The 24,426-nt window shown below is 64.8% G+C and carries 24 protein-coding genes; 13 read left to right on the top strand and 11 right to left on the bottom strand.

Going from position 1 to position 24,426, the window contains the following annotated elements:
- Positions 1 to 51 precede the first annotated feature (51 nt).
- Positions 52 to 570, top strand: coding sequence for a DUF1993 domain-containing protein (locus ACQY39_RS11635; protein WP_428506356.1), 519 nt, complete (start codon positions 52 to 54; stop codon positions 568 to 570).
- Positions 571 to 753: 183 nt separating this feature from the next.
- On the opposite strand, the gene ACQY39_RS11630 is transcribed toward ACQY39_RS11635, so the two are convergent.
- Positions 754 to 924, bottom strand: a complete 171-nt coding sequence (locus tag ACQY39_RS11630; protein WP_428506354.1) for a hypothetical protein — start codon at positions 922 to 924, stop codon at positions 754 to 756.
- On the opposite strand from ACQY39_RS11630, the gene ACQY39_RS11625 reads away from it, so the two are divergent.
- Positions 923 to 4,042: a beta strand repeat-containing protein gene (locus ACQY39_RS11625; protein ID WP_428506352.1), complete on the top strand. Its 3,120-nt coding sequence runs from the start codon at positions 923 to 925 to the stop codon at positions 4,040 to 4,042. The genes ACQY39_RS11630 and ACQY39_RS11625 overlap by 2 nt on opposite strands.
- A gap of 79 nt (positions 4,043 to 4,121) precedes the next feature.
- Here the strand turns inward: ACQY39_RS11625 and crcB are convergent, their stop codons facing one another.
- Together crcB and ACQY39_RS11615 are read right to left on the bottom strand one after the other, a co-directional pair.
- Positions 4,122 to 4,526: a fluoride efflux transporter CrcB gene (gene crcB, locus ACQY39_RS11620; protein ID WP_428506350.1), complete on the bottom strand. Its 405-nt coding sequence runs from the start codon at positions 4,524 to 4,526 to the stop codon at positions 4,122 to 4,124.
- Positions 4,523 to 5,023 carry a molybdenum cofactor biosynthesis protein MoaE gene (locus tag ACQY39_RS11615; RefSeq protein ID WP_428506348.1) on the bottom strand — a complete coding sequence of 167 codons (501 nt, stop codon included), beginning with the start codon at positions 5,021 to 5,023 and terminating at the stop codon, positions 4,523 to 4,525. Before ACQY39_RS11615 ends, crcB begins: the two co-directional genes overlap by 4 nt.
- 224 nt (positions 5,024 to 5,247) lie before the next feature.
- On the opposite strand from ACQY39_RS11615, the gene ACQY39_RS11610 reads away from it, so the two are divergent.
- From ACQY39_RS11610 to ACQY39_RS11600, 3 genes are read left to right on the top strand one after another with little or no spacing between them, the layout of a single operon-like run.
- Complete coding sequence (locus tag ACQY39_RS11610) at positions 5,248 to 6,303, top strand: SPFH domain-containing protein (protein WP_428506346.1); 1,056 nt, start codon at positions 5,248 to 5,250, stop codon at positions 6,301 to 6,303.
- 13 nt (positions 6,304 to 6,316) lie between these two features.
- Complete coding sequence (locus ACQY39_RS11605) at positions 6,317 to 7,978, top strand: DUF4178 domain-containing protein (protein ID WP_428506344.1); 1,662 nt, start codon at positions 6,317 to 6,319, stop codon at positions 7,976 to 7,978.
- A 36-nt stretch (positions 7,979 to 8,014) separates the two neighbouring features.
- Positions 8,015 to 8,242, top strand: a complete 228-nt coding sequence (locus tag ACQY39_RS11600) for a DUF350 domain-containing protein (protein ID WP_428506342.1) — start codon at positions 8,015 to 8,017, stop codon at positions 8,240 to 8,242.
- Positions 8,243 to 8,285: 43 nt separating this feature from the next.
- Here the strand turns inward: ACQY39_RS11600 and ACQY39_RS11595 are convergent, their stop codons facing one another.
- Positions 8,286 to 8,945 (bottom strand): PEP-CTERM sorting domain-containing protein, encoded by a 660-nt coding sequence (locus ACQY39_RS11595; RefSeq protein WP_428506340.1) that lies wholly within the window; start codon positions 8,943 to 8,945, stop codon positions 8,286 to 8,288.
- Between the two features lie 227 nt (positions 8,946 to 9,172).
- On the opposite strand from ACQY39_RS11595, the gene ACQY39_RS11590 reads away from it, so the two are divergent.
- The 3 genes from ACQY39_RS11590 to ACQY39_RS11580 all read left to right on the top strand — a co-directional run bounded on the left by ACQY39_RS11590 (position 9,173) and on the right by ACQY39_RS11580 (position 13,060).
- A complete protein-coding gene (locus ACQY39_RS11590; protein ID WP_428506338.1) occupies positions 9,173 to 10,771 on the top strand; it encodes a polyamine aminopropyltransferase in 1,599 nt (532 codons plus the stop codon).
- Positions 10,771 to 12,381 carry a flavin monoamine oxidase family protein gene (locus ACQY39_RS11585; protein ID WP_428506336.1) on the top strand — a complete coding sequence of 537 codons (1,611 nt, stop codon included), beginning with the start codon at positions 10,771 to 10,773 and terminating at the stop codon, positions 12,379 to 12,381. Before ACQY39_RS11590 ends, ACQY39_RS11585 begins: the two co-directional genes overlap by 1 nt.
- Before the next feature lie 160 nt (positions 12,382 to 12,541).
- Positions 12,542 to 13,060, top strand: a complete 519-nt coding sequence (locus ACQY39_RS11580; protein ID WP_428506334.1) for an outer membrane beta-barrel protein — start codon at positions 12,542 to 12,544, stop codon at positions 13,058 to 13,060.
- An 84-nt stretch (positions 13,061 to 13,144) separates the two neighbouring features.
- Here the strand turns inward: ACQY39_RS11580 and ACQY39_RS11575 are convergent, their stop codons facing one another.
- Complete coding sequence (locus ACQY39_RS11575; RefSeq protein ID WP_428506332.1) at positions 13,145 to 14,173, bottom strand: questin oxidase family protein; 1,029 nt, start codon at positions 14,171 to 14,173, stop codon at positions 13,145 to 13,147.
- Between the two features lie 95 nt (positions 14,174 to 14,268).
- Here ACQY39_RS11575 and soxR point away from each other — a divergent pair, with 95 nt between their 5' ends.
- The 3 genes from soxR to ACQY39_RS11560 all read left to right on the top strand — a co-directional run bounded on the left by soxR (position 14,269) and on the right by ACQY39_RS11560 (position 17,083).
- Entirely contained in the window at positions 14,269 to 14,835 is a 567-nt protein-coding gene (gene soxR, locus ACQY39_RS11570) for a redox-sensitive transcriptional activator SoxR (protein ID WP_428506330.1), read from the top strand.
- Between the two features lie 96 nt (positions 14,836 to 14,931).
- Positions 14,932 to 15,462, top strand: coding sequence for an outer membrane beta-barrel protein (locus tag ACQY39_RS11565; protein WP_428506328.1), 531 nt, complete (start codon positions 14,932 to 14,934; stop codon positions 15,460 to 15,462).
- Positions 15,463 to 15,922: 460 nt separating this feature from the next.
- On the top strand, positions 15,923 to 17,083 hold the full coding sequence (locus tag ACQY39_RS11560; protein ID WP_428506326.1) for an IS30 family transposase: 1,161 nt from the start codon (positions 15,923 to 15,925) through the stop codon (positions 17,081 to 17,083).
- A 27-nt stretch (positions 17,084 to 17,110) separates the two neighbouring features.
- Here ACQY39_RS11560 and speD read toward each other — a convergent pair whose 3' ends face one another.
- Genes speD through ACQY39_RS11530 form a run of 6 tightly spaced genes read right to left on the bottom strand, consistent with a single transcriptional unit; the run spans position 17,111 to position 23,083 of the window.
- Complete coding sequence (gene speD / locus ACQY39_RS11555; protein WP_428506324.1) at positions 17,111 to 17,482, bottom strand: adenosylmethionine decarboxylase; 372 nt, start codon at positions 17,480 to 17,482, stop codon at positions 17,111 to 17,113.
- Between the two features lie 15 nt (positions 17,483 to 17,497).
- On the bottom strand, positions 17,498 to 17,773 hold the full coding sequence (locus tag ACQY39_RS11550) for a MoaD/ThiS family protein (protein ID WP_428506322.1): 276 nt from the start codon (positions 17,771 to 17,773) through the stop codon (positions 17,498 to 17,500).
- Positions 17,770 to 19,029: a molybdopterin molybdotransferase MoeA gene (locus ACQY39_RS11545; protein ID WP_428506320.1), complete on the bottom strand. Its 1,260-nt coding sequence runs from the start codon at positions 19,027 to 19,029 to the stop codon at positions 17,770 to 17,772. Before ACQY39_RS11545 ends, ACQY39_RS11550 begins: the two co-directional genes overlap by 4 nt.
- Positions 19,022 to 20,428, bottom strand: a complete 1,407-nt coding sequence (gene thrC, locus ACQY39_RS11540; RefSeq protein WP_428510791.1) for a threonine synthase — start codon at positions 20,426 to 20,428, stop codon at positions 19,022 to 19,024. Before thrC ends, ACQY39_RS11545 begins: the two co-directional genes overlap by 8 nt.
- Before the next feature lie 5 nt (positions 20,429 to 20,433).
- Entirely contained in the window at positions 20,434 to 21,747 is a 1,314-nt protein-coding gene (locus ACQY39_RS11535) for a homoserine dehydrogenase (RefSeq protein ID WP_428506318.1), read from the bottom strand.
- 55 nt (positions 21,748 to 21,802) lie between these two features.
- Positions 21,803 to 23,083: a pyridoxal phosphate-dependent aminotransferase gene (locus ACQY39_RS11530; RefSeq protein WP_428506316.1), complete on the bottom strand. Its 1,281-nt coding sequence runs from the start codon at positions 23,081 to 23,083 to the stop codon at positions 21,803 to 21,805.
- Between the two features lie 142 nt (positions 23,084 to 23,225).
- Between ACQY39_RS11530 and ACQY39_RS11525 the strand changes: the two genes are divergently transcribed.
- Both ACQY39_RS11525 and ACQY39_RS11520 read left to right on the top strand, forming a co-directional pair.
- Positions 23,226 to 23,600, top strand: a complete 375-nt coding sequence (locus ACQY39_RS11525; protein WP_428506314.1) for an Mth938-like domain-containing protein — start codon at positions 23,226 to 23,228, stop codon at positions 23,598 to 23,600.
- Between the two features lie 164 nt (positions 23,601 to 23,764).
- On the top strand, positions 23,765 to 24,244 hold the full coding sequence (locus ACQY39_RS11520; RefSeq protein WP_428506312.1) for a peroxiredoxin: 480 nt from the start codon (positions 23,765 to 23,767) through the stop codon (positions 24,242 to 24,244).
- The last annotated feature ends 182 nt before the right edge of the window (positions 24,245 to 24,426 follow it).

The raw sequence follows: 24,426 nt of genomic DNA, 5'->3' as shown, positions 1-24,426 counted from the left end.
CCGCCGCAAACCTGTCACCCGCTCACCGACTGCCAGCCAGCCTTCCACACCATGAACCCGCCCCAGCTCTACACCGCCAGCGTGCCCGTGTTCCAACGCTACCTCAGGCAGCTGGGCCTGATGCTTGATGCAGCTCAAGCCGAAGTCACGATGGGCCGCGTCGACGAAGCGCAGTTGCTGGAAGCGCGCCTGGCACCGGACATGCTGCCCCTGCAGCTGCAGGTACAGATCGCCTCGGGCTTTGTCCTGCGCGCCTGCGCCCCGCTGCAAGGACTGCCCGCGCCGCCACTGGGCAGCCCGGCGCCCGGTCTGGCCGGCCTGCAAGCCCTGCTGCGTGAGCGTCAAAGCTACCTCGACGCCCTGCCTGCCGAGGCCTTCCGCAACGCCGAAGCACGGGTGATCGACAGTGACGCCGGCCGAGCGCAGTTGCAACTGCCCGCCACCGAGTTTCTGCAGCACTTTGCCCTGCCCAATTTCTTCTTCCATCTGAGCTGCGCCTACGCCTTGCTGCGCCAGAGCGGCGTGCCCCTGGGCAAGCAGGACTTTGACGGTTTGCATCGCTACCGTTAGCCCCTGAACCAGCGCGCCCGATGTCCGGGGCAACGCTGCCTGTCCCTCGCGTGAGCGACGACACCCAAGGCTTGTCCGCGAGCCCCCTAACTTGAAGTTCATCCGGCCCTGACGAGCTTGGGGCGTGCTCGTCTCTAAGGGGTCGGTGCGCACAAGGCGCTGGCGACGGGACGACCAGCCGTTTCACTGGCTCAGCCTCGTTCGCCTGATCAGGCCCATGAAGCCCGGCACCCCATCGTCATTCACTCCGTCCAGTTGCCCACGTCCGCACCACTTCACCACAGGGATCCACATGAAAAACGCACCGCGTATTCCATCTCGCCGCCCATCAAAGAAGCCGATGCCCATGCGCATGAGCCCCCTACTCCTGGCCAGCTTGCTGGCACTGGGCGCCGGTCCAGCCCAGGCGCTGGACTACGTCTGGCTGGGCGGAACTGGTAGTTGGACCGACACGAGCAAGTGGTCCCTGCTGGGCCTGCCTGGCTCCGGGGACACGGCAAGCATCAACACCGGCAGCGCCATTCTGGACAGCGACCGACTGCTGGGCCGCTTGATCCTGGCCGGAGGCAACCGCGGCGGCAGTGGCCTGCTCACCAGCGGCGCCCTGACCTTCGTCTCCGGCTCTCTCTTCGGCCCTGGCACCACCACCATCACCGGCGCCGCCAGCTTCACCGGCACCAGCAACCAAACCGTCGACGCCACCCACACCCTCAACCTCAACGGCGGCGCCACCTGGTCTGCCGGCAACGGCACCATCTCCACCGGCACCGATGCCCGCATCAACGTCGCCGCCGGCACCAGCTTCGTCGATGCCGGCGCACTCAGCCCCTCCGGCAGCCGCTCCCTGGGCTACTACGGCAACGGCAGCTTCAACAACGCCGGCACCTACGAGCGCAACGGCCTGGGCACCACCAACGCCTACGGCTTCAACAACAGCGGCTTGCTCAAGGTCAATGCCGGCAATCTGATCATGCGCTCGGCCTCCACCTCCACCGGCCAGATCCAGATCGCCAGCGACGCCCTGCTCGACTACAACGGCGGCAACTCCACCATCTCCGGCAGCGTCAGCAACGCCGGCCTGCTGCGCCAGAGCGGTGGCAACCTCACCCTCACCGCAGCCGCCACCATCAACGGCGCCCTGCAACTGGACTACGGCAGCTTCTACAACGAGGGCAGCCACAGCCTGTCCAGCCTGGGCCTGGCCGGCGGCAACCGCGGCGGCAGCGGCCTGCTCACCAGCAGTGCCCTGACCTTCGTCTCCGGTTCTCTCTTCGGCCCTGGCACCACCACCATCAACGGCGCCGCCAGCTTCACCGGCACCAGCAACCAAACCGTCGACGCCACCCACACCCTCAACCTCAACGGCGGCGCCACCTGGTCTGCCGGCAACGGCACCATCTCCACCGGCACCGATGCCCGCATCAACGTCGCCGCCGGCACCAGCTTCGTCGATGCCGGCGCACTCAGCCCCTCCGGCAGCCGCTCCCTGGGCTACTACGGCAACGGCAGCTTCAACAACGCCGGCACCTACGAGCGCAACGGCCTGGGCACCACCAACGCCTACGGCTTCAACAACAGCGGCTTGCTCAAGGTCAATGCCGGCAATCTGATCATGCGCTCGGCCTCCACCTCCACCGGCCAGATCCAGATCGCCAGCGACGCCCTGCTCGACTACAACGGCGGCAACTCCACCATCTCCGGCAGCGTCAGCAACGCCGGCCTGCTGCGCCAGAGCGGTGGCAACCTCACCCTCACCGCAGCCGCCACCATCAACGGCGCCCTGCAACTGGACTACGGCAGCTTCTACAACGAGGGCAGCCACAGCCTGTCCAGCCTGGGCCTGGCCGGCGGCAACCGCGGCGGCAGCGGCCTGCTCACCAGCAGTGCCCTGACCTTCGTCTCCGGTTCTCTCTTCGGCCCTGGCACCACCACCATCAACGGCGCCGCCAGCTTCACCGGCACCAACAACCAAACCGTCGACGCCACCCACACCCTCAACCTCAACGGTGGCGCCACCTGGTCTGCCGGCAACGGCACCATCTCCACCGGCACCGATGCCCGCATCAACGTCGCCGCCGGCACCAGCTTCGTCGATGCCGGCGCACTCAGCCCCTCCGGCAGCCGCTCCCTGGGCTACTACGGCAACGGCAGCTTCAACAACGCCGGCACCTACGAGCGCAACGGCCTGGGCACCACCAACGCCTACGGCTTCAACAACAGCGGCTTGCTCAAGGTCAATGCCGGCAATCTGATCATGCGCTCGGCCTCCACCTCCACCGGCCAGATCCAGATCGCCAGCGACGCCCTGCTCGACTACAACGGCGGCAACTCCACCATCTCCGGCAGCGTCAGCAACGCCGGCCTGCTGCGCCAGAGCGGTGGCAACCTCACCCTCACCGCAGCCGCCACCATCAACGGCGCCCTGCAACTGGACTACGGCAGCTTCTACAACGAGGGCAGCCACAGCCTGTCCAGCCTGGGCCTGGCCGGCGGCAACCGCGGCGGCAGTGGCCTGCTCACCAGCGGCGCCCTGACCTTCGTCTCCGGCTCTCTCTTCGGCCCTGGCGCCACCACCATCACCGGTGCCGCCAGCTTCACCGGCACCAACAACCAAACCGTCGACGCCACCCACACCCTCAACCTCAACGGTGGCGCCACCTGGTCTGCCGGCAACGGCACCATCTCCACCGGCACCGATGCCCGCATCAACGTCGCCACCGGCACCAGCTTCGTCGATGCCGGCGCACTCAGCCCCTCCGGCAGCCGCTCCCTGGGCTACTACGGCAACGGCAGCTTCAACAACGCCGGCACCTACGAGCGCAACGGCCTGGGCACCACCAACGCCTATGGCTTCAACAACAGCGGCCGGATCAACATCAACTCGGGCACCTTCTTGCTGCGAAGCGCGTGGAACAACACCGGCATCGCCCGCATTGCCGCGGGCGCGAACCTGGCCTCCTCTGAGGCCAGCTTCAACAACCAGGGGCGACTGGAAGGCGACGGCACGGTCCGGACTGCGGGTCTGAACTATGCGTTGCTGAACCTGGGCGAAATCGCCCCGGGAACCTTGTCCACTGTCGGTCACCTGGCCATCGATGGCGATCTGACCCTGGGCAGCGGCTCGGTACTGGACATTGATCTGGCCAGCTTGAGCAGCTTTGATTCCATCAGCATCAGCAGTGACCTGCGCGTCGCCGGCGTGCTGAAGGTGGAAAGCCTGGACGGATTCGCCCCTCAGGTGGGAGACAGTTTCAAGATCGCCAGCTTCAGCCAGATGATCGGCGGGGGGAGCTTCAGCCAGGTGCAATGGCTGGGCAACCCGGGCTTGACGCTGAGCATTGAATACAACGCGAGCGACATCACCTTGCGGGTGGCAGCCGTACCCGAGCCCTCGAGCTGGGCACTGATGTTCTCCGGGTTGGCCTTGTTCGGCTGGTTGTCGTCGCGGCGCCGCCGCATGGCTGAGCAATAAGCCGGCACCTGGCTGGCTCGGGGCGCCGTCGAGTTAGCAACTCATGAACTCGGTCGCCGCCCCAGCCCTGCTGGTGACATCAAGCGCCCATCGCCAGCCAGTGCCGCATCAGCTTCATGCCCAGCGCCGCGCACGCCAGCGAGCCCAGCACATGGGCCGCGGCGTGCAGCAAGGCCATCCCCATCTCGCCCCGCTGCAGCAGCCCCAGCGATTCACCCGAGAAGGCCGAGAAGGTGGTCAAGCCACCGAGAAAGCCGGTGACCAGCAGCAGGCGCAGGAACTCATCCGGCGTGCGGCCGAACCATTCCAGCGCCATGCCGATGAGCAGGCCGCCGACCAGATTGACCAGCAAGGTGCCGAGCGGGAAACCGGCGTAGCTGCTGTTGAGGTAGACGCCGGCGATCCAGCGGCAGAGCGCCCCCAGAGCGGCACCGCCTGCAACGGCTACCCCCTGGACGAGCCAGACCGAGGATGCGCTGCTCATGCGGCCGCTCCAGCATTGCCGGCCGCATCAATGCCCCAGCGTGCCAAGGCCTTGTCGTCCGATTCGCGTGCATCGACCCACTGCCCGCCCTCGGCCGTGTATTCCTTCTTCCAGAACGGTGCCTGGGTCTTGAGGTAATCCATCAAGAATTCGCAGGCTTGAAAGGCCTGGCCGCGGTGACGCGATGTCACCAGCACCAGCACGATCTGGTCCAGCGCGGCCAGGCGGCCGACGCGGTGAATCACTCGCGCGCCGTGGATGTCGAAGCGTTGCATGGCGGCATCGATCATGGCTTCGATGCTGGCCTCAGTCATGCCGGGGTAATGCTCCAGCTCCATCGCCTCGATGGCGGGCGCCTCGCCGCCCACATCGCGCACCGTGCCCAAAAAACTGACTACAGCACCTGTGCGACCATCGCCCGCGCGCAAGGCAGCCGCTTCCTGGCTCAAGTCAAAATCTTCCGTCTGGATGCGGACGCGGGTAGGGCTGGCTGTCATGGCGCGAATTGTGTCATCGGCGGTCGGAGGTATCACATCCAGCTTGGGGAGCGACGGTGAATTTGACCCGGGCTGCCGAACGGTAGCTTTGGTACTTTGTCGCATACTGCCCGCCAAGCGCTGTCGGTTCGGGTCGAAGTATGGGCTTCGATGCTTGTTCATGATCAATTTCATCAACAAGTGCCAGCAGCATGCGAACGGAGTGACAACAAGGAGACGTGGCCATGGGCCTGATGGATTTCATCAAGAAGCAGTTCATAGACATCCTCCAATGGACCGAGGATGGAGACGGCACGCTGGCCTGGCGCTTCCCCATGGCCGACATGGAAATCCAGTACGGCGCCTCGCTAACGGTGCGCGAGTCGCAACTGGCCGTGTTCGTCAACGAGGGCAAGGTGGCCGATGTCTTCGGGCCGGGCACCCACACCCTGAATACCCAGACCCTGCCGGTGCTGACCTACCTGAAGAACTGGGACAAGCTCTTCGAATCGCCCTTCAAGAGCGATGTCTACTTCTTCAGCACCCGCCAACAGGTGGACCAACGCTGGGGCACGCAGCAGCCGGTGACCATCCGCGACAAGGACTTTGGTGCCGTGCGCCTGCGCGCCTTCGGCAATTTCGTCTACCGCGTGGCCGATGCCAAGCTCTTCCACACCGAGATCTCCGGCACGCGCGAGCGTTACACCGTGCAGGATCTGGACGGCCAGCTGCGCGGCCTGATGCTGCAACACATCAGCGACGCGGTGGCCCAGAGCGGCATCCCCTTCCTGGACCTGGCGGCCAACCAGATCGAGTTTGCGCGCCAGCTGCAAACCGCCACCGCGCCCGAGTTTGAAAAAATCGGCCTGAAGCTGGAAAGCGTGACGCTGCAAAACGTCTCCCTGCCGGAAGAGCTGCAGAAGATCCTGGACCAAAAGATCGGCATGGGCATGATCGGCCAGAACATGGGCCAGTTCATGCAGTACCAGACCGCGCAAGCCATCCCCAAGCTGGCCGAAGGCGTGGGCCAGGGCGGAGGCGGCGGCGTCGCGGGCGACGCCATGGGCCTGGGCGCGGGCCTGGCCATGGGCCAGGTGCTGGCCCAGCAGCTGCAAGGCGGACTGGCGGCTGCCGCCGCTCCCCTGGCGGCCGCAGCCGCACCGGCTGTGCAAACAGCCTTACAAACGGCCGATGACATCGTGCTGCTGCTGGAGAAGCTCGGTGACCTCAAGACCAAGGGCATCCTGACCGACGAGGAATTCGCCGCCAAGAAGGCCGACTTGCTGAAAAAGCTGAGCTGAAGCAGCGCGCGTCTTGACATCCGACACGACCCCGTCCGGCGCGCCTCAGCGCCGCTGGCAGGCGGCCTGCCCGAATTGCGGCGCCACGGTGGAGTTCGCTTCGGCGGCCTCCGCCAGCGCTGTTTGCAGCTATTGCCGCAGCAGTCTCTTGCGCGAGGGCGATGCCCTGCGCAAGATCGGCCTCAGCGCCGAGCTGATCGAAGACTATTCGCCGCTTCAGATCGGCGCCAGCGGACGCTACGCCGGAGCGCCCTTCACCGTCGTCGGCCGCCAGCAAATCGCCTATGCCGAGGGCAGCTGGAACGAATGGCATGTGCTGTTTGATGGCGGTGCCGCCGGGCCGCGCTCCGGCTGGCTGGCCGAGGACAACGGCAGTTATGTCATGGCCTTCGAGGCGTCGCTGTCCGAAACCGCGCCCAAGGCGCAAGAGCTGATCCTCGACCGCACGCTGCAACTGGCCGGCCAGCGCTGGACGGTGGCGGCCGTCACCCAGTGCCATCTGCGTGCGGCTCAAGGTGAGCTGCCAAGTCCACCTCAGCTCGGTGCCGAGCGGCAGTACCTGGTGGCCGAATTGCGCGGGCCCGGCAATGAAGTCGGCAGTCTGGATTTCAGCCCCAACCTGCAATCGAGCAGCGCGGCACCGATCTGGTCGCTGGGCCGCGCTATCCGCCTGGACGCCATGGCCATGCAAGGCCTGCGCGAGGAGGCCAGCAGCAGCAAAGACCTGAAATCGCGCAGCCTGGAATGCCCCAGCTGCGGCGCCGCCCTGACGCCGAGCCTCAGCAGCACCCGTTCGATCGTCTGCGGCCAGTGCCATGCGGTGGTGGACATCTCGCAAGGCGCCGGGGCCGATCTCGAACACTATGCCCAGAACAACGGCATGGAGCCACAGCTGCGTCTGGGCAGCACGGGCATGCTGCAGACCGAGACCGGCCAGGCCATCAGCTGGCAGGTGGTCGGCTACCAGGAGCGCTGCGACTTGCCCGAAAGCAGCGAGGACGAGCAAACCTTCTGGCGCGAGTACCTGCTCTACAACAAGGTGGAAGGCTTTGCCTTTCTCGTCGACACCGAGGAAGGCTGGAGCCTGGTGCGGCCCCTGACCGGCGCCCCGGTGAGCAGCCGCGGCGAACGCATCGACTGGGGCGGCAAGAGCTACAAGAAGCGCTGGACCTACCAGGCCAAAGTCACCTATGTGCTCGGCGAGTTCTACTGGCAGGTCAGCCGCGAGCAGCGCGCCCTGGTCAGCGACTACGAGGGTCAAGGCGAGGCACGACAAATGCTGCTCAGCCGCGAGCAGACCGACAACGAGGTGGTCTGGAGCCTCGGGCGCAAGCTCGACTCGGCCGTGGTGGCTCGCGCTTTCAAACTGGCACCCGAGCGCGCTGCGGCCCTGGGCCGCGATGCCAGCAGCCTCAGTGACGGCGGCGGCTTGCTGCGCAAGATCGTCATTGCGGTCTTCATCCTGCTGGTACTGGTCTTGCTGCTACGCGCCTGCAGCCGGGACGACTGTCAGGCCTACAAGGACAGCTACGGCGAAGCCAGCGCCGAGTACCAGCAATGCCGCCGAAGCGGCGCTCGCATCAGTTCGGGCGGAGGTTCGTACGGAGGCTCATCGGGCGGCTCTTACGGTGGCTCATACGGCGGCTACAGCAGCGGTGGCGGCGGCCACAAATGAACCCGCGACAAGGCAAGACTTGAGGAGAACACACCCATGGAACATACATTTGAATGGCTCAAGCCCGGCATCGTCCTGGGCTCCATCCTCTACGCCCTGATCGGCGTGCTGGTGTTCTGGATCAGCTTCGTCATCATCGACAAGCTGACGCCCTACAAGCTCTGGGAGGAGATCGTCGAACACAAGAACGTCGCCCTGGCCATCGTGGTTGGGGCGATGTGCATCTCGATCGGCCAGATCGTGGCCGCGGCAATTCACGGCTGATGGGCGCGACTGGCTCAGGCCAGGCGGGCCCATCACTGAAGATTCAGGCGCTGCGGCGGCGACGCACCAGGCCTACGGCCATCAGGGCGACCAAGGTCAGGGCCAGCGACTGCGGTTCCGGCACTTGGGTGGCAGTGGCTTGCACGCCGTTGATGAAGCTGGTGCGGTCATAGCTGCCCAGATTCAGGCTGCGGAACTCCAGCAGACCCGAGCCACTGGCCGTGAAGCGCAGCTGATGCTGGCTCCAGCCCTGGCCGGCATTGGTGGAGAAAGTGCCCAGGTCCTTGCCGCCGAAGGAAACGCTGTAGCTCTGCAGGCCCGACCAGTTGCTGCGCCCGGCGTCGTACCAGCTCAGCTCGATCAGGCTGTTGGCATCCAGGTTCAGGGTTTGGGAAATCGTGCTGCTGTTGCCCTGCAGACCGATCACGATATTGCCGAGGCCGCCCAGGCTGTTCGCCAGGCTGCTGGGCGTGCCCCAGGCGCCGCTGTTGGCGCCAATGACCACGGTGCCATTGCTGCCGGTGCTGGACCAGCCGGACACAGAGCATCCTGCCGTGTTGGTGTAGCAGTAGCCTCCCACATTGCTTCCGGTTTGGTTCTCGAAGCCACCATTGCTGACGATGCCTGCTTGGGCTACGCCCGCACTGAGGGCGATCAGGCAGGCGGCGCTGCGGGACAGTTGGCTCAGAGTCATGCGCTTCATCGTCGGTTCCTGTTGGCTTGTGGATTGAATCCAGTGTCAGGGCAAAAACTCTGGGGCTGGCATAGCAGCAGTGATGCACTTCACGCTCAGACCGCACATCTGCTCCACGCCCCCGTAAACAGGTGGTGAACCCACCCACCCCGCCGCACGGTGCCGCCCAAAACACCACGCAGCACTGGCCAGCCACAATGAAGCCCCCCACGCCCACCCCTTCGTCGCCCGACACCATGAGCACCCCAGCACCGCAGCGCATTGCCCCAACTGAAGCCGCGGAAGCGGCGGCCGGCCGCATTTCCCTGCACGAGGTCCTGCTGCTGGCCAGCGTCTTTGTGGTGGCTGCCTGCGGTCTGGTCTACGAGCTGGCGGCCGGGGCCTTGGCCAGCTATCTGCTGGGTGACTCGGTGCTGCAGTTCTCCACCATCATCGGCACCTATCTGTTTGCCATGGGCCTGGGCTCCTGGCTGAGCCGCTATGTCGAGCGCCAGCTGATTGCGCAGTTCCTGAAGATCGAGCTGCTGGTGGGGCTGGTCGGCGGCCTGATGCCGGCCGCCCTCTTCCTGGCTCACAGCCTGCTTCCTCCGGGCCATCAGGCCGCGTTTCGCGTGCTGCTCTATGGCCTGGTGCTGCTGGTCGGGGCCCTGGTCGGGCTGGAGATTCCGCTGGTCATGCGCATCCTCAAGAAGCAGTTCCGCCACCGCTATGCCTTGCGCGATCTGGTCTCACAGGTGCTGACCTTCGACTACCTCGGTGCCCTGGTGGTCGCCCTGGCCTTCCCCTTGCTGCTGGTGCCGCATCTGGGTCTGGTGCGCACCGGGCTGTTCTTCGGCCTGCTCAATGTGGGCGTGGCGATCTGGGCGCTCTACCTGTTCCGCAGCGAGCTGCGCGCCTGGCGCGGCCATGCCCTCGCATGCGCGCTGAGCCTGCTCGTGTTGCTGGTCGCCATGCTCCTGGCGGAGCGACTCAACACCTGGGCCGAGGACCGTTTTTACGGCGAGCACATCATCGTGCGCGAAAGCAGCGACTACCAGCGCGTGGTGGTGACCTCGGGCCAGGCCGGCACGCGCCTGTTTCTGAACGGCAATCTGCAGTTCCATTCGCGCGACGAATACCGCTACCACGAAGCCCTGGTCCACCCCGCCATGGCCGGCCACGGCGCGCCCAAGCGCGTGTTGGTGCTGGGCGGCGGCGACGGCATGGCCGTGCGCGAGGTGCTGCGCTACCCCAGCGTCGAGCGTGTCACCCTGGTCGAGCTGGACCCGCACATGACCCGGCTTTTCTCCACCCTCCCCCTGCTGCGCCAGCTCAACCGCGACGCCTTGCTCAACCCCAAGCTGAAGATCGTCAATGCCGACGCCTTTGGCTGGCTGGAAGAACAGCCGGCCGACGAACACTTCGACGTCATCGTCATCGACTTCCCCGACCCCAGCAATTTCGCACTCGGCAAGCTCTACAGCAGCAGCTTCTACCGCCTGATCGACCAGCGCCTCAATGCCGGCGGCTATGCCGTGGTGCAGACCACCTCGCCCCTAATCGCACGGCGCAGCTTCTGGACGGTAGTGAGCACCCTGGAATCGGCGGGGCTCACGACCACGCCTTACCACGCCCATGTACCCAGCTTCGGCGAATGGGGCTTTGTGCTGGCCGGGCGCCGGCCCTGGGCCATGCCGCGACAGCTGCCCGAGGGCTTGCGTTTCCTGAGCACGGCCGGCCTGCCGGCCTTGCTCAATTTCCCGCCCGATATGGCGCGAGTGCCGACCGAAGTGAACCGCCTGTCCAACCAGGTTCTGGTGCACGAATTCGAGGCCGAATGGGGGCAGGTGCATTGATGGCGCTGCGTCGTCGCGAACTGATGCTGGCAGCGCTGGCCGGCGGGGGCAGCGCGCTCTTGCAAGGCTGCCAGGCACAGGCGCCAGATCTGGCCGGCCTGCCCGGCGGCTGGCTGGGCGCGAGCGCCGAACGCGGTCACCGCCTGCGCCAGCCCCTGCCCGCGGGCAGCAGCCACCACAGCTTGCCGACACAGCGGCGCCAGGTTTTGATCGTCGGCGGCGGCATCGCCGGTCTGGGCTGCGCGCGCGGCCTCAGCCAGGCCGGCATCGACGATTTCGCGCTGCTGGAGCTGGAAGACGAGGTCGGTGGCAACAGCCGGGGCCACCGTATGGGCGGCATGGCCTGCCCCATGGGCGCCCATTACCTGCCCTTGCCGGGGCCACATGCGCGCGAGGTCTATCAGTTGCTTGAAGAACTGGGCCTGGTGCGCCAGGAGCTCGGCCGCCCCGTCTGGGATGAACGTCAGCTCTGCCACAGCCCGCAGGAGCGCCTGTACTTCCAAGGCCAGTGGCTGGAGGGTCTGTTGCCGCCGGCGCGCAGCCCAGCGGCCGTCACTCAGCTTCAGCGCTTTGAACAGGCGGTGGAGCGCGCGCAGCGCAAACTCGGCTTTGCCATGCCCAGCCATCGTCTGCCCTGGACCGCCAGCCATGCAGCGCTCGACGCCCAGACCTTTGCCGAATGGTTGAACCAGCAAGGGCTCGATGACCCGCAGCTGCGCTGGTACCTGGATTACTGCTGCCGTGACGATTACGGCGCCGGTCCAGAGGCCGTCTCGGCCTGGGCCGGCCTGCACTATTTCGCCAGCCGCCACGGCTTCCATCCGCCGGGCTCGGACACGCAGGAGCGCGAGCCCGTGCTGACCTGGCCGCAGGGCAATGCCTTTCTCAGCGAAGCCATCGCGGCCCCCTTGCAGCCGCAGATTCAGCGCGGGCGCACGGTGCTGCATGTCGATACCGGCAAGCATGAGATCACGCTGCGGGTCTGGAACGAGGCCGCACAGCGCGAAGAGCGATGGCAATGCCAGCAACTGGTCCTGGCAACACCGCTGTTCGTCGCTCAGCGCCTGCTGGGCCAGGCCATTCCAGCGCTGAACGATGCCGTCGCATTGCAGCGTCATGCCCCCTGGTTGGTCGCCAATCTGCAGCTCAAAGGGCCCATGCTGCAAGGCCTGGGCGTGGCGCCGTCTTGGGACAATGTCGTCTATGGCAGCCAGGCGCTCGGCTATGTGGACGCCATGCACCAGAGTCTGAAGCCCGTGAGCGGGCCGACCGTCCTCAGCGCCTATTGGGCCTTGCCGCAGGTGCGCCGCGGCGAGCTGCTGCGCTCAGATTGGCGCCACTGGCTGACCGAGGTCTTGGCCGAATTGAGCACGGTTCACCCCGATCTGCCCGGGCTCTTGCAGCGGGCCGATCTGGTGCGCTGGGGCCATGCGATGAGCATTCCAAGCCCGGGCCTGCGCGGCTCGCCCGCCCTGCAGGCCCTGCGCCGACCGCAGGGGCGGATTCACTTCGCACACAGCGATTTGGCGGGCTACTCGGTGTTTGAAGAGGCCTACACCCGTGGCCGCGAAACCGCGGTTACGGTTGCGAAAATTGCATCCATCAAATAAAAAAACAAGGGAAGGTAGCGATATTCAAGACTTATCGACTGCATGCCGGCACCTGCAGCGCAGGCCGCGACACCGCAGAGAAGCCTGATTAGAGTGCGAAGCATCTCCCGAGGGGGAGCTTGATTTCAACCGCAACTTTTCCCTGAAAGCAGTCCACACCATGAACAAATTCATCGCCGCCGCCGCCCTGGCCCTGATCGCCACCACCGCCTCTGCCGCCGACAGCAACTTCTACGTCGGTGGTGACATCGGCTCGAGCAAGTTCAAAGCCGATGGCGAATCCCGCTCCAAGACCGGCTTCGGCGCCACCCTGGGCTACACCCTGAACCCCAATGTGGCCTTCGAACTGTCGGCTCGCCGCCTGGGCAACTTCAATGAAGGCGGCAGCAAGATCAGCGCCAACGCTCTGCAAGCCTCGGTGCTGGGCATCGCTCCGATCACCAACGAGTTCTCGATCTACGGCCGCCTGGGCATGGGCCGCAACTCCCTGGACTTGACCGAAGGTGCGGTCAGTGCATCGGTCCACAAGAACAAGGCACTGTTCGGCATCGGTGCCAGCTACCAAGTGGCCAAGAACGTCGCTCTGCGCGGCGAGTACACCAATCTGGGCAACAACAAGGTGGGCGACACCAGCGTCAAGATGCACCAGTTCAACGTCGGCGTGACTTACGCCTTCTGAGCCGGCCGGCCTTGACGCCGGTCCGCCGGCTCCTCTGAATGACAGCAAAGCCCCGCCACAGCGGGGCTTTTCCTTTTTCAGGAATCAGCGCAAGACCAGGGCCGCCGCCTGGAGATAACGGGCATCGCCATAGACTGCCATTTCCTCGTGGCAGGCGTGGACGAGCTTGATCGTGTGGTCATCGCGGGCTTGCGTGGCAGCCTCAGCCAACTCGCTCCAGCTCAGGTCCGCAGTTCGGGCCAGTGCCTTCGCAGTCGATCGAGGCTGGACCCGCCCCGCCATATAGGCCGCGACAAAAGCCTCGCCCAGCAGATCCTGGGCGGCCGGATCAGAACGCAAGGTCTCCGGCAGCCAGGGCAAGAGCAGGCGCAGGGCGCGCAGACCGGTGATCATGTGCAAGACGGTGAAGTTGGCGCTGTCCAGGTAGTAAGTCAATGCCAAATGCGCAAACTCAGCGAGGCGCTGCTCCAGCGAAGCGGCGGGCGCCAGACCGTGGGCCAATTCGGCATACAAGGGCGTCTGTGTCGCCGCTTCCATGCGCAGAAAAATCAAGGGCGCCTCACTGCGCCAGGACTTGGCACCGTCGACCAGCGCTTGTGACCAGCCCTCCTGCTGACGCAGCGAAGCGGGTCCGGCAGCCGGCGCCGGCAAGACTTGCCAGCGACAAGCCCAGTAGGCCAAGGCCGAGGCCAGCTCCACAGCATGGCTGGACTCGAGTGCATGTGCGGTACGGATTGCGCCATGAAAAGCCACGGCCGAGACACCAGGCAGCAGCACCGGCAGAACCTGGCGCAACAATGCGTCGCACCCCTGCTCGGCGAGAGCAGCCGCGAAGCTGTGCCGCAGATCTGCAAAGGCCTCGTAGCGACCCAGTGCCGCTTGCCAATCAGGCAAGACTCGCCCCTCGCTCTGGCTGCGGCGGCCCTCGAAGCGCTCGGTGTAGCTTGCGAAGAAGCTTTCGATGCGAGCCTCATCGGCGCCCAGGCTGTGCAAAGCCTGAAGAGCCATGGGCAGATGGCTGCTCAACTGCTGGCCATACTCGGGCGGGAAAGCAAGGCTGCGGTCCAGCCAGGCATGGAGCTGGCTGCTGCTGGAAACGGTGGAACTGGGCATGGTGGAAGCGCTCGGAGGTGATGCAAGACCTCTATACTGAAAGCTCAAGTGAACTTGAAGTCAAGTTCTGTTTTGTCGTGCTGATCAGGACACATATGCCCCTGAAGTCCGCCACCAAGCTACCCATCGACGCTGCCACGGCGCAACCGAAAAGGCGTGCCAAGGCCACTGCGGCACCCACAGAACGGCTCCCCATCGGTGAACTGGTACGCCGCAGCGGCGTGGCGGCCAGTGCCCTGCGCTTCTATGAAGACGCGGGGCTGATGCAAAGCACGCGCAGCGGCAGCGGTCGGCGCCAGTACGCACGCAGCGATCTGCGCCGTCTGGCTTTTGTCCGTGCGGCTCAGGCGGTCGGCTTGAGCCTGGAGCAGATCCGCACCGCCCTCGCCCAGCTGCCAGATGGCCGTACACCCACCGTGGCCGACTGGCAGCGACTCTCCGCCTCTTGGCGCCCCTTGCTCGATCAGCGCATTGCCGAACTCACGCGACTTCGCGACACCTTGAGCTCATGCATAGGCTGCGGCTGCCTCTCCTTGAGCAAATGCGCGCTCTACAACCCGGAAGACCAAGCGGCGCGGCACGGCGCGGGTGCACGTTACTTGCTCGGAGACAGCGCACCGCCCGCAGCCGCCGCACCAGCTCAGCGTGTGATCAAACCTTGATGGGTCGATACAACACCCTCGCGAAAGCACGGGGAGGATCCGCGCCTCTCTCCGGAGGGAGAGTTTCTTGTGATCCTAAAAAAGAGTACCTATCCCATGAAGAAGATTTTTGCCCTGGCCGCTCTGGCCTTCGCCGCTTCCACCGCTTGCGCCGCTGACAACAGCTGGTATGTGGGAGGCGATATCGGCTCCACCAAGTTCAAGGCTCAAGGCGATTCCTCGACCCGCACCGGCTTCGGCGCGACCGTGGGTTATCAGCTGAACACCAATGTGGCCTTCGAAGCCTCGGTTCGCCGCCTGGGCTCTTGGAAGGAAGACGGCATCAAGCTGTCGGCCAACTCCCTGCAACTGTCGGCCCTGGGCATCGCTCCGCTGAACAAGGAGTTCTCGCTGTTCGCACGCCTGGGCGTGAGCCGCAACTCGCTGGACTTCACCTTCAGCAAGGTCGACTTCTCGCTGCACAAGACCAAGGCTTTCTTCGGTCTGGGCGGCGCCTACCAGTTCGACAAGGCCCTGAGCCTGCGTGCTGAGTACGTGAACCTGGGCAACAACAAGATCAGCGCTGGCGGCGAAAGCGCCGAGTTCAAGATTCACCAGTTCAACCTGGGCCTGAACTACGCCTTCTGATCTTCACCGATCCGATCGTATCCATAAGAAGCCCCACAACTGCGGGGCTTTTTTGCTTGTGAGCGGCACCTTGAAAGACTGCGATCGGCACTGAGCAGCCGCTCAGATTTGGCCGTTGCCAAGGGTCGCCGGGCGAGTGCTTCCGCTCATGTCCCCCGGCCCGCGCTGCGCGCGGACCTCCTCCTTGACTTCGCTTCAGCACTCACCCGACACCCCTTGTCAGTTCAACCGGTCGCCGTCTTCGTCGAAGGGCAAGACCGTGCTGGATTGGGCCGGCTGGGTGCTCTGCGCAGTGAAGTAAAGGAGGAGGCGCCCGACGCAGTCGGGGGCCGGGGGACATGAACGGAGCAGAGTGGCCAGGCGGCCCAATCTCCGCCCAACCGAACGGCTGCTCAGTGCGGCGGATTCAACCGGTCAATGCAACACACTAACCACTGCTTGAGCAGAAGGAGTGTTGCAGATGAAGTACCGGACTCGTACGTACTACACGGCCACCCAGAAGGCATTGATGTGGGAACGTTGGAAGGAGGGTTGGACGCTTCATGAGATTGGCAAGCTGTTCGACCGGCCGCACACGTCGATCCATGGCATTCTTTCGAAGACCGGTGGTATTCGACCGCCCGAGCGGCAGCGCTGCGCAAGTGCGTTGACGCTGGAGGAGCGAGAGGAGATCTCGCGGGCGCTGATGGCCGGGCATTCAATGCGTTCGATCGCTGCCCAACTCGGAAGGGCGCCGTCGACGATCAGCCGAGAAGTCAGCCGCAACGGCGGGCAGGATGGCTATCGCGCAGCCCTGGCCGACCAAGCTGCGTGGGAGCGGGCCCTTCGACCGAAGCTCTGTAAGCTTGCCAAGAACCGGGCTTTGGCTGGCATCGTGGCTGACATGCTTCGTAAGCTCTGGTCGCCCGAGCAAATTGCGGGCCGGCTCCAGCATACTTATCCGAACGACCACAGTTTTCACGTGTCACACGAGACGATCTACCGCAGCCTGTTCATTCAAGCGCGCGGTGCCTTGAAGAAGGAGTTGCTGGAGCACCTGCGGCGCACGCGCGGCATGCGGCGCTCTCGCTCATACACGCAGAAGACCGCGATTCATGGCCAGATCGTCGACGCGGTCTCGATCAGCGAGCGGCCCGCGTCAATCGAGGACCGGGCGGTGCCTGGCCATTGGGAAGGAGACCTGGTCTTCGGCAGCAGCAACAGCCAGATCGCGACGCTGGTCGAGCGCCAGACGCGATACGTGATGCTGGTGAAGCTGGAAGGCAAGGACTCGCAGACGGTCGTCAACGCGCTTATCAAGCATGCCCGCAAGCTGCCGCAGGAGCTCTACAAGTCGCTCACATGGGACCGAGGCACGGAGATGCATGGGCACAAGCGATTCACCATGGCCACCGATATTCAGGTCTACTTCTGTGACCCGCAAAGCCCTTGGCAGCGAGGTAGCAACGAGAACACCAATGGGCTGCTCAGGCAGTACCTACCCAAAGGCATCGACATCTCGGGCTACTCACAACACCAACTCAACGCGATCGCCAGACAATTGAACGAGAGGCCGCGCAAGACGCTCGGCTTCCAAACGCCCGCTGAGAGATTCAGCGAATGTGTTGCGACGACCGGTTGAATCCGCCGCAGATTCCAGCCGACCTCGTCAGCCGCGTACCAAACGCTGCTTGCGCCGCTCGCGCGCTGAAAAAGCATCGCAAAGAAGTTGCATCAACCGTTCGGCCGCGGCGCTGTTGTCGCCCACCAAGTTGCAGACGTACACGTCGAGCGTGACGCCGCCCAGCTCGGGCCAGGTGTGAATGGCCAGATGCGATTCGGCCAGCAGCACCACGCCTGTGATGCCGCTTTGCTCGCAGCCGGGTGCGACCTCAAAGCGATGGAAAAGCTCGGCCACAGCGCCCAAACCCGCAGACTGGACGGACTCACGGCACAAACGTCCCAGCGCAGCCGGGTCCAGCATGAGCGCCGACTGCGGATCGCAGCCGCGCAAATCGGCAGTCAGGTGCAAGCCCTGCACAGCAGCCTCAGCGCCTCAGCCGCCGGTGACCGGAGGGAAGAAAGCCAGCTCGGCGTTGGCCGGAATCAGCAACTCATCGCGCACCACCATCTGCTGGTTGAGCGCACAACGAACGGCTCGCCCAGGCCCCAAGGCCTCTGCATGCGTCGCCGAGCGTCCACAAAGCTGCTCGCGCAAAGCGGCCACGCTGGTGCCAGCGGGGATCTCGAGTCGCTCGCCCGCACCCAGCTGCTCACGCAAGGATGCAAAGAAGCGCAGCTGCACCTGGATCAAGACCACGGCCTCACTCATGACAACAACTCGCTGAAAGGCAAAAAGCGCACCGTGTCGCCTGGAGCGATGCGGCAGCCCGAAGGGTTGTCCACCAGGCCGTCACCCCAGACCGCCGAGCTCAGCACACCCGAGCTTTGGTTGGCGAACAGGTCCAGGCCGCCGGCCTCGTTGAGCCGGGCGCGCAGGAACTCCTGGCGCCGGTCGGCCTTGGGCCAGGCGAAATCGGCACGCAGCGCATAGGCGCGCGGCTTCAGGCGGGTGGCGCCCTGCAGGCGCAAGATCACCGGCCGAACCAGCAAGCTGAAGGTCACCAGACTGGCCACTGGATTGCCAGGCAGACCGATGAACCATGCTGAACCGCTATCACCATTGCGCCGCACCGAACCGAAAGCCAAGGGCTTGCCCGGCTTGATCGCGATCTGCCAGAGCTCCAGCTGCCCTTCGGCCTGCACGGCCGGCCGCAAATGGTCTTCCTCGCCGACGGAAACGCCGCCCGAGGTGATGATGAGGTCAGCCCGCGCCGCCGCTTCCCGCAGGGCCGCGCGCGTGGCATCGAGCCGGTCCGGCACGATGCCCAGGTCCAGCACCTCGCAGCCCAGGCCTTGCAGCAGGCCGCGCAGGGTGAAGCGGTTGGAGTTGTAGATGGCGCCGGGGCGCAGCGGCTCGCCGGGCATGACCAACTCATCACCGGTGGAAAACAGCGCCACGCGCGGGCGCCGCGCCACTTTCAGCTGTGCCGCGCCAACCGAAGCAGCCAGGCCCAAGCCCGCCGGATCCAGGCGACTTCCCACCGATAGCACGGTGGCGCCGCGCTCCACATCCTCGCCGCGGCGGCGGATGGCATTGCCCGGCTCGGGCACGCTCAAGAATCGCACAGCGCCCAGGCCCTCGCCCGGCACGGCCTCGCACTGCTCCTGCATCAGCACGGTGTCGGCACCCACGGGCACTTGCGCACCGGTGAAAATGCGCGCCGCCGTGCCCGGCTGGTGGGCCGCGCCGACCACGCCGGCCGGCACGCGCTGCGCCACCGGCAGAACCGTGCCCGGCTCCTGCACATCGGCGGCGCAAAAGGCATAGCCGTCCATGGCCGAGTTGTCGGCAGGCGGCACGTCGAGCAAGGACACCACGTCCTGGCTCAGCACCCGGCCCAGGGCCTCGGCCGTGGGCAGCACTTCGCTCAAGCCCAAGGGCTGAACAGCAGCCAGCAAGCGGGCCAGCGCCTCGTCCAGCGGCAGCATGGCCGGCTTGGCCTTTGCGGCAAGGGGCTCAGACATGGGTTTCAATGAAGCGCTGGACGGCGGCCACATCGACCGGCATCACCACCACCCGCTTGGGCAGAGATTCGATGTGCTCCAGGCCCGCTGGGCGCGGCGGCGCTGTACCCAAGGCCTCCTCGATGGTGGCCGCGAACTTGACCGGCAAAGCTGTCTCCAGCACCAGCATGGTCACACCGGGCTCGCGGCGCTCTTGTGCCACCTTGAGGCCATCGGCGGTGTGCGTGTCCACCACCACGCCGTAGCGTGCATGGGTGGCGCGAATGGTGGTCAGGCGGTCGGCATGGTTGCTGCGACCCGACTGGAAGCCATAACGCGCAATCTCGGCATGTTCGCCGGCGCTGATCTGGAAGCGCCCTTCGCGGGCAATGGCCTCGCCAAACAAGCCCTTGACCCGTTGGCCGTCTCGCCCCAGCAGATCGAACACAAAGCGCTCGAAATTGCTGGCCTTGGAAATATCCATGGACGGGCTCGAGGTCTCGTGCGTCTCGGCGCTGCCGCGCACGCGGTAGACGCCGGTGCGGAAGAACTCGTCCAGCACATCGTTTTCGTTGGTGGCCACCACCAGATGCGCAATCGGCAGGCCCATCATGCGCGCCACATGGCCGGCACAGACATTGCCGAAATTGCCCGAGGGCACGGCGAAGCTGACCCGCTCAGCATTGCTCGTCGTCGCCTGGAAGTAGCCGGCAAAGTAGTACACCACCTGGGCCAGCAAGCGCGCCCAGTTGATCGAGTTGACCGTACCGATCTGGTACTTGCGCTTGAACTCGAGGTCATTGCTGACCGCCTTGACGATGTCCTGGCAGTCGTCGAACACGCCCTCGACGGCGATGTTGTGGATGTTGGCGTCCTGCAGGCTGAACATCTGGGCCTGCTGGAAGGGGCTCATGCGGCCATGGGGGCTGAGCATGAACACATTGACGCCGGCCTTGCCGCGCATGGCGTATTCGGCCGCGCTGCCGGTGTCGCCCGAGGTGGCGCCCAGAATGTTGAGCGTCTGGCCGCGCCGGCCCAGCTCGTACTCGAACAACTGACCCAGCAGCTGCATGGCCATGTCCTTGAAGGCCAAAGTCGGGCCGTTGGACAGCGCTTCCAGGGCGAGGCCCGGCTCCAGAGTCTTGAGAGGCGTGATCTCGGGCGTGCCAAACACGGCCTCGGTGTAGGTACGGCGGGTGATGGCGCGCAGGTCTTCAGCCGGGATGTCGTCGATGTAGAGCGACAAAATCTCAAACGCCAGGTCGGCATAGGCCAGGCCGCGCCAGCGTGTCAGGGTCGCATCGTCCACCTGCGGGTAACTCACCGGCAGGTAAAGGCCGCCATCGGGCGCCAAGCCCTCCAGCAAGATGTCGCAGAAACGGCGCTCCGTCTTGTCGCCTCGGGTGCTGATGTAACGCATGCTCATCAGGCCAACTCTTCCTTGCGCAGACGCACGATGGGCGCCAGCACGGTGTTCAAAGCTTGCATCTGAGCCAGGGCCAGGTTCATGCGGCCTTCCTGGGTCTCGTGGGTCAGGATGATCAGGTCGGTCTGGCGCTCGCCCTCATTGGATTCGCGCTGCAGCACCGCGTCGATCGAGATGTCGTGCTCGGCCAGGATGGTGGTGATGCGCGAGAGCACGCCGGCCTCGTCGGCCACGCGCAGACGCAGGTAGTAGCTGGTCAGCACCTCGGCCATGGGCAGGATGGCGGTGTCGCTCATCGCGTCGGGCTGGAAGGCCAGATGCGGCACACGGTGGTCGGGGTCGGCGGTGTGCAAGCGGGTGATGTCCACCAGATCGGCGATCACAGCCGAAGCGGTCGGCTCTGCGCCGGCGCCCTTGCCGTAGTAAAGCGTGGTGCCGACGGCATCGCCCTGCACCACCACGGCGTTCATCGCGCCTTCGACATTGGCAATCAGGCGACTCATGGGCACCAGGGTCGGGTGCACGCGCAGCTCGATGCCCGTGTCCCGGCGGCGGGTCAGGCCCAAGAGCTTGATGCGGTAGCCCAGTTGCTCGGCGTACTTGATGTCGGCCGCTTGCAGCTGGCTGATGCCTTCCACATGGGCTTTGTCGAACTGCACCGGCACGCCAAAGGCGATGGCGCTCATCAGCGTCAGCTTGTGGGCGGCGTCCACGCCTTCGACGTCAAAGGTCGGGTCGGCCTCGGCATAGCCCAGGCGCTGCGCTTCCTTCAAAACGGTGGCGAAGTCCAGGCCCTTGCTGCGCATCTCGGACAGGATGAAATTGGTGGTGCCGTTGATGATGCCGGCGATCCACTCGATGCGGTTGGCGGTCAGGCCTTCGCGCAAGGCCTTGATGATGGGGATGCCACCGGCTACCGCCGCTTCAAACGCCACCATCACGCCCTTGGCGCGCGCGGCTGCAAAGATCTCCGTGCCATGCACGGCCAGCAGCGCCTTGTTGGCGGTGACCACATGCTTGCCCTGGGCGATGGCTTCCAGCACCAGGGTGCGGGCCAGATCGCAACCACCGATGGTTTCGACCACGATGTCGATCTCGGGGTTGCGGATGATCTCGAAGGGGTCGGCGGTGACCACCACATCGGCGTCACCCACGATTTGACGCGCCTGCGCCAGATCACGGCGGCACACCATGCTCACTTCGATGCCGCGGCCGGCACGGCCCTTGATCTCCGCCTGGTTGCGACGCAGCACATGGAAGGTGCCACTGCCCACGGTGCCAATGCCGAGGAGGCCGACTTTGATCGCTTTCATGCTGTCTGTCACTTTGCTGTTCACGTTTCGAAGAAAACAAACCCGGGAGGGCGGCTCAGGTGCCGTGGCGCTTGCGGTAATGGGCCAGGAAGCGTTCGATGCGGCCAATCGCTTCCTTCAGGTCGTCGGAATTGGGCAGGAAGACCAGGCGGAAGTGATCTGGCGCCACCCAGTTGAAACCGGTGCCCTGGACGATCAGCACCTTCTCCTCGGCCAGGAGCTCGTAGGCAAACTGCTGGTCGTCGGTGATCGGGTAGACCTTGGGGTCCAAGCGCGGGAACATGTAGAGCGCTGCCTTGGGCTTGACCACGCTGACGCCCGGGATCTGGCTCAGCAGCTCGTAGGCCAGATCACGCTGGCGGCACAGGCGGCCGGTCGGGGCCACCAGATCCTTGATGCTTTGATAACCGCCCAGCGCGGTCTGGATGGCCAACTGGCCCGGCGTGTTGGAGCACAGGCGCAGCGAGGCCAGCATGTTCAGGCCCTCGATGTAGTCGCGGGCATGGCGCTTTTCACCGCTGACCACCATCCAGCCGGCGCGGTAGCCGCAGGCGCGATAGTTCTTGGACAGACCATTAAAAGTCACGAACAGCACATCGTCGGCCAGGCTGGCCATGCTGGTGTGGGTGTTGCCGTCGTACAAGGTCTTGTCGTAGATCTCGTCCGCGAAGATCAAGAGCTGGTGGCGGCGGGCGATCTCGATGATGCCCAGCAAGAGGTCGTCCGGGTACAGCGCACCGGTCGGGTTGTTGGGGTTGCAGACCATGATGGCGCGGGTGCGCGGCGTGATCTTGGACTCGATGTCGTTCAGGTCGGGCAGCCAGCCCGCGCCTTCGTCGCAGAGGTAGTGCACCGGTTTGCCGCCGGACAGCCCCACCACGGCGGTGTAGAGCGGAAAGTCGGGCGCCGGGATCAGCACTTCGTCGCCGTCGTTGACCAGGGCATTCATCGCCATCTGGATCAGCTCAGAAGCACCATTGCCCAGGTAGACATCGTCCACCGTCACGCCCTTGACGCCTTTTTCCTGCGTGTAGTGCACCACGGCCTTGCGCGGGGCGAACAGGCCCTTGCTGTCGGTGTAGCCGGCGGCATCAGGCAGGTTGCGGATCATGTCCTGCACGATCTCGTCCGGCGGCATCAGCCCAAAGGCGGCCACATTGCCGATGTTCAGCTTGATGATCTTCTGCCCCTCGTCCTCCATCTGGCGCGCCTTGTCCAGCACGGGGCCACGGATGTCATAGCTGACGCTGGCGAGCTTGCTGGACTTGGCGATGGGCTTCAAGACGGGGACTCCTGGTGCGGTCGGGTAGAGGATCAGAGTCTGCGCTGCGGTCATGGGCCTTCGATATTCATGTTGCAGTGCAAAACCATACAATTTAATCACAGGGCTGCGGCTGCCAAGACGCCTGCCGCCTGAGAGTACAAGCAAGTGAGCCTTCGCAGGTCCCGGCGCTGTCGCCACCCCCTCCCCCTCCACGATGAAATTCCAACTCGACGAGCCGCAAGGCGGCAACATCATTTCGCGCCACGACGGGCAAAGCGTCCGGGTCAATGCCGACGAACACCGCAGCAGCGTGCTGGTGCCTTGGCGCGGCGATGTGCAAGCCTGGGCGCTGACGCGCTTCGAAGACTTGAGCGAAAGCCACTTTGAGCAAATTTTGGCTCTCAAGCCCGAGTTGGTGATCTTCGGCAGTGGCAGCCGCATCCGCTTCGCCAATCCACGCCTCTACCGTTGCCTGATCGAAGCCCGCATCGGCATCGAGACCATGGACCTAGCTGCCGCATGCCGCACTTACAACGTGCTGAGCAGCGAGAGTCGGGCGGTGCTGGCGGCCTTGCTGATCGAAGGCTGAGCCTCAGCGCCAAGGGCAGTCAAAGAGCGATGCCACAAGACCAGAGGAGTAGGGGTGAGGGCAATCCCCCTAAATGACGAGCGGCCGCCTCCCGGAGGGGGCTCATCAAAGGCCGTATAATCAACGGCTATGCCCAGCCGGGCACATCATACATAGAACGCCACATGACGCCAGCGCTCAACAAACCTCTCCCGGAAATTGAAGCCCTTGCCACCGGAGGCGTGAAGTTCACACCACATACCTATCAAGGTCAAGCCGTGGTGCTGTACTTCTACCCGAAGGACAACACCCCCGGTTGTACTACGGAAGCGATGCAATTTCGCGACCGTCACAAGGACTTCGTGAAAGCTGGCGCAGTTGTGCTCGGTGTTTCACGCGACAACATGGCCTCGCACGACAAGTTCAAGCAAACGCTGGAACTCCCCTTCGAACTGATCGCTGACACCGAGGAGAAGCTCTGCCATATGTTTGGCGTCGTCAAAAACAAGATCATGTACGGCAAGAAGGTCAAGGGCATCGAGCGCTCGACCTTCCTGATCGACGCCTCGGGCGTGCTGCGTGCCGAATGGCGCGGCATCAAGGTGGCCGGCCATGTGGACGAAGTGCTGAAGGAAGTGGGCGCGCTGAAAAAGACCACCGCCTGATCCACAGGCCGGCAGCTCCGCTGCCGCCGATACGAAGCCGGACCGGGCCTTGCCCGCGCCGGCTTTTTTCATGGGCCAAGCGAGTCGCTTGGATCGCCACGAGTCGTCGTCGGCATTGTGCATAATGGTTTCATGCCCGAGAGCCACGCAGCCCAAGAACAAAGCCCATCAAGCCGCACAGC

This window comes from Roseateles sp. (assembly GCF_965262435.1).
GTDB lineage: Bacteria > Pseudomonadota > Gammaproteobacteria > Burkholderiales > Burkholderiaceae_C > Paucibacter_A.
This window is presented reverse-complemented; position numbering and strand designations above follow the sequence as displayed.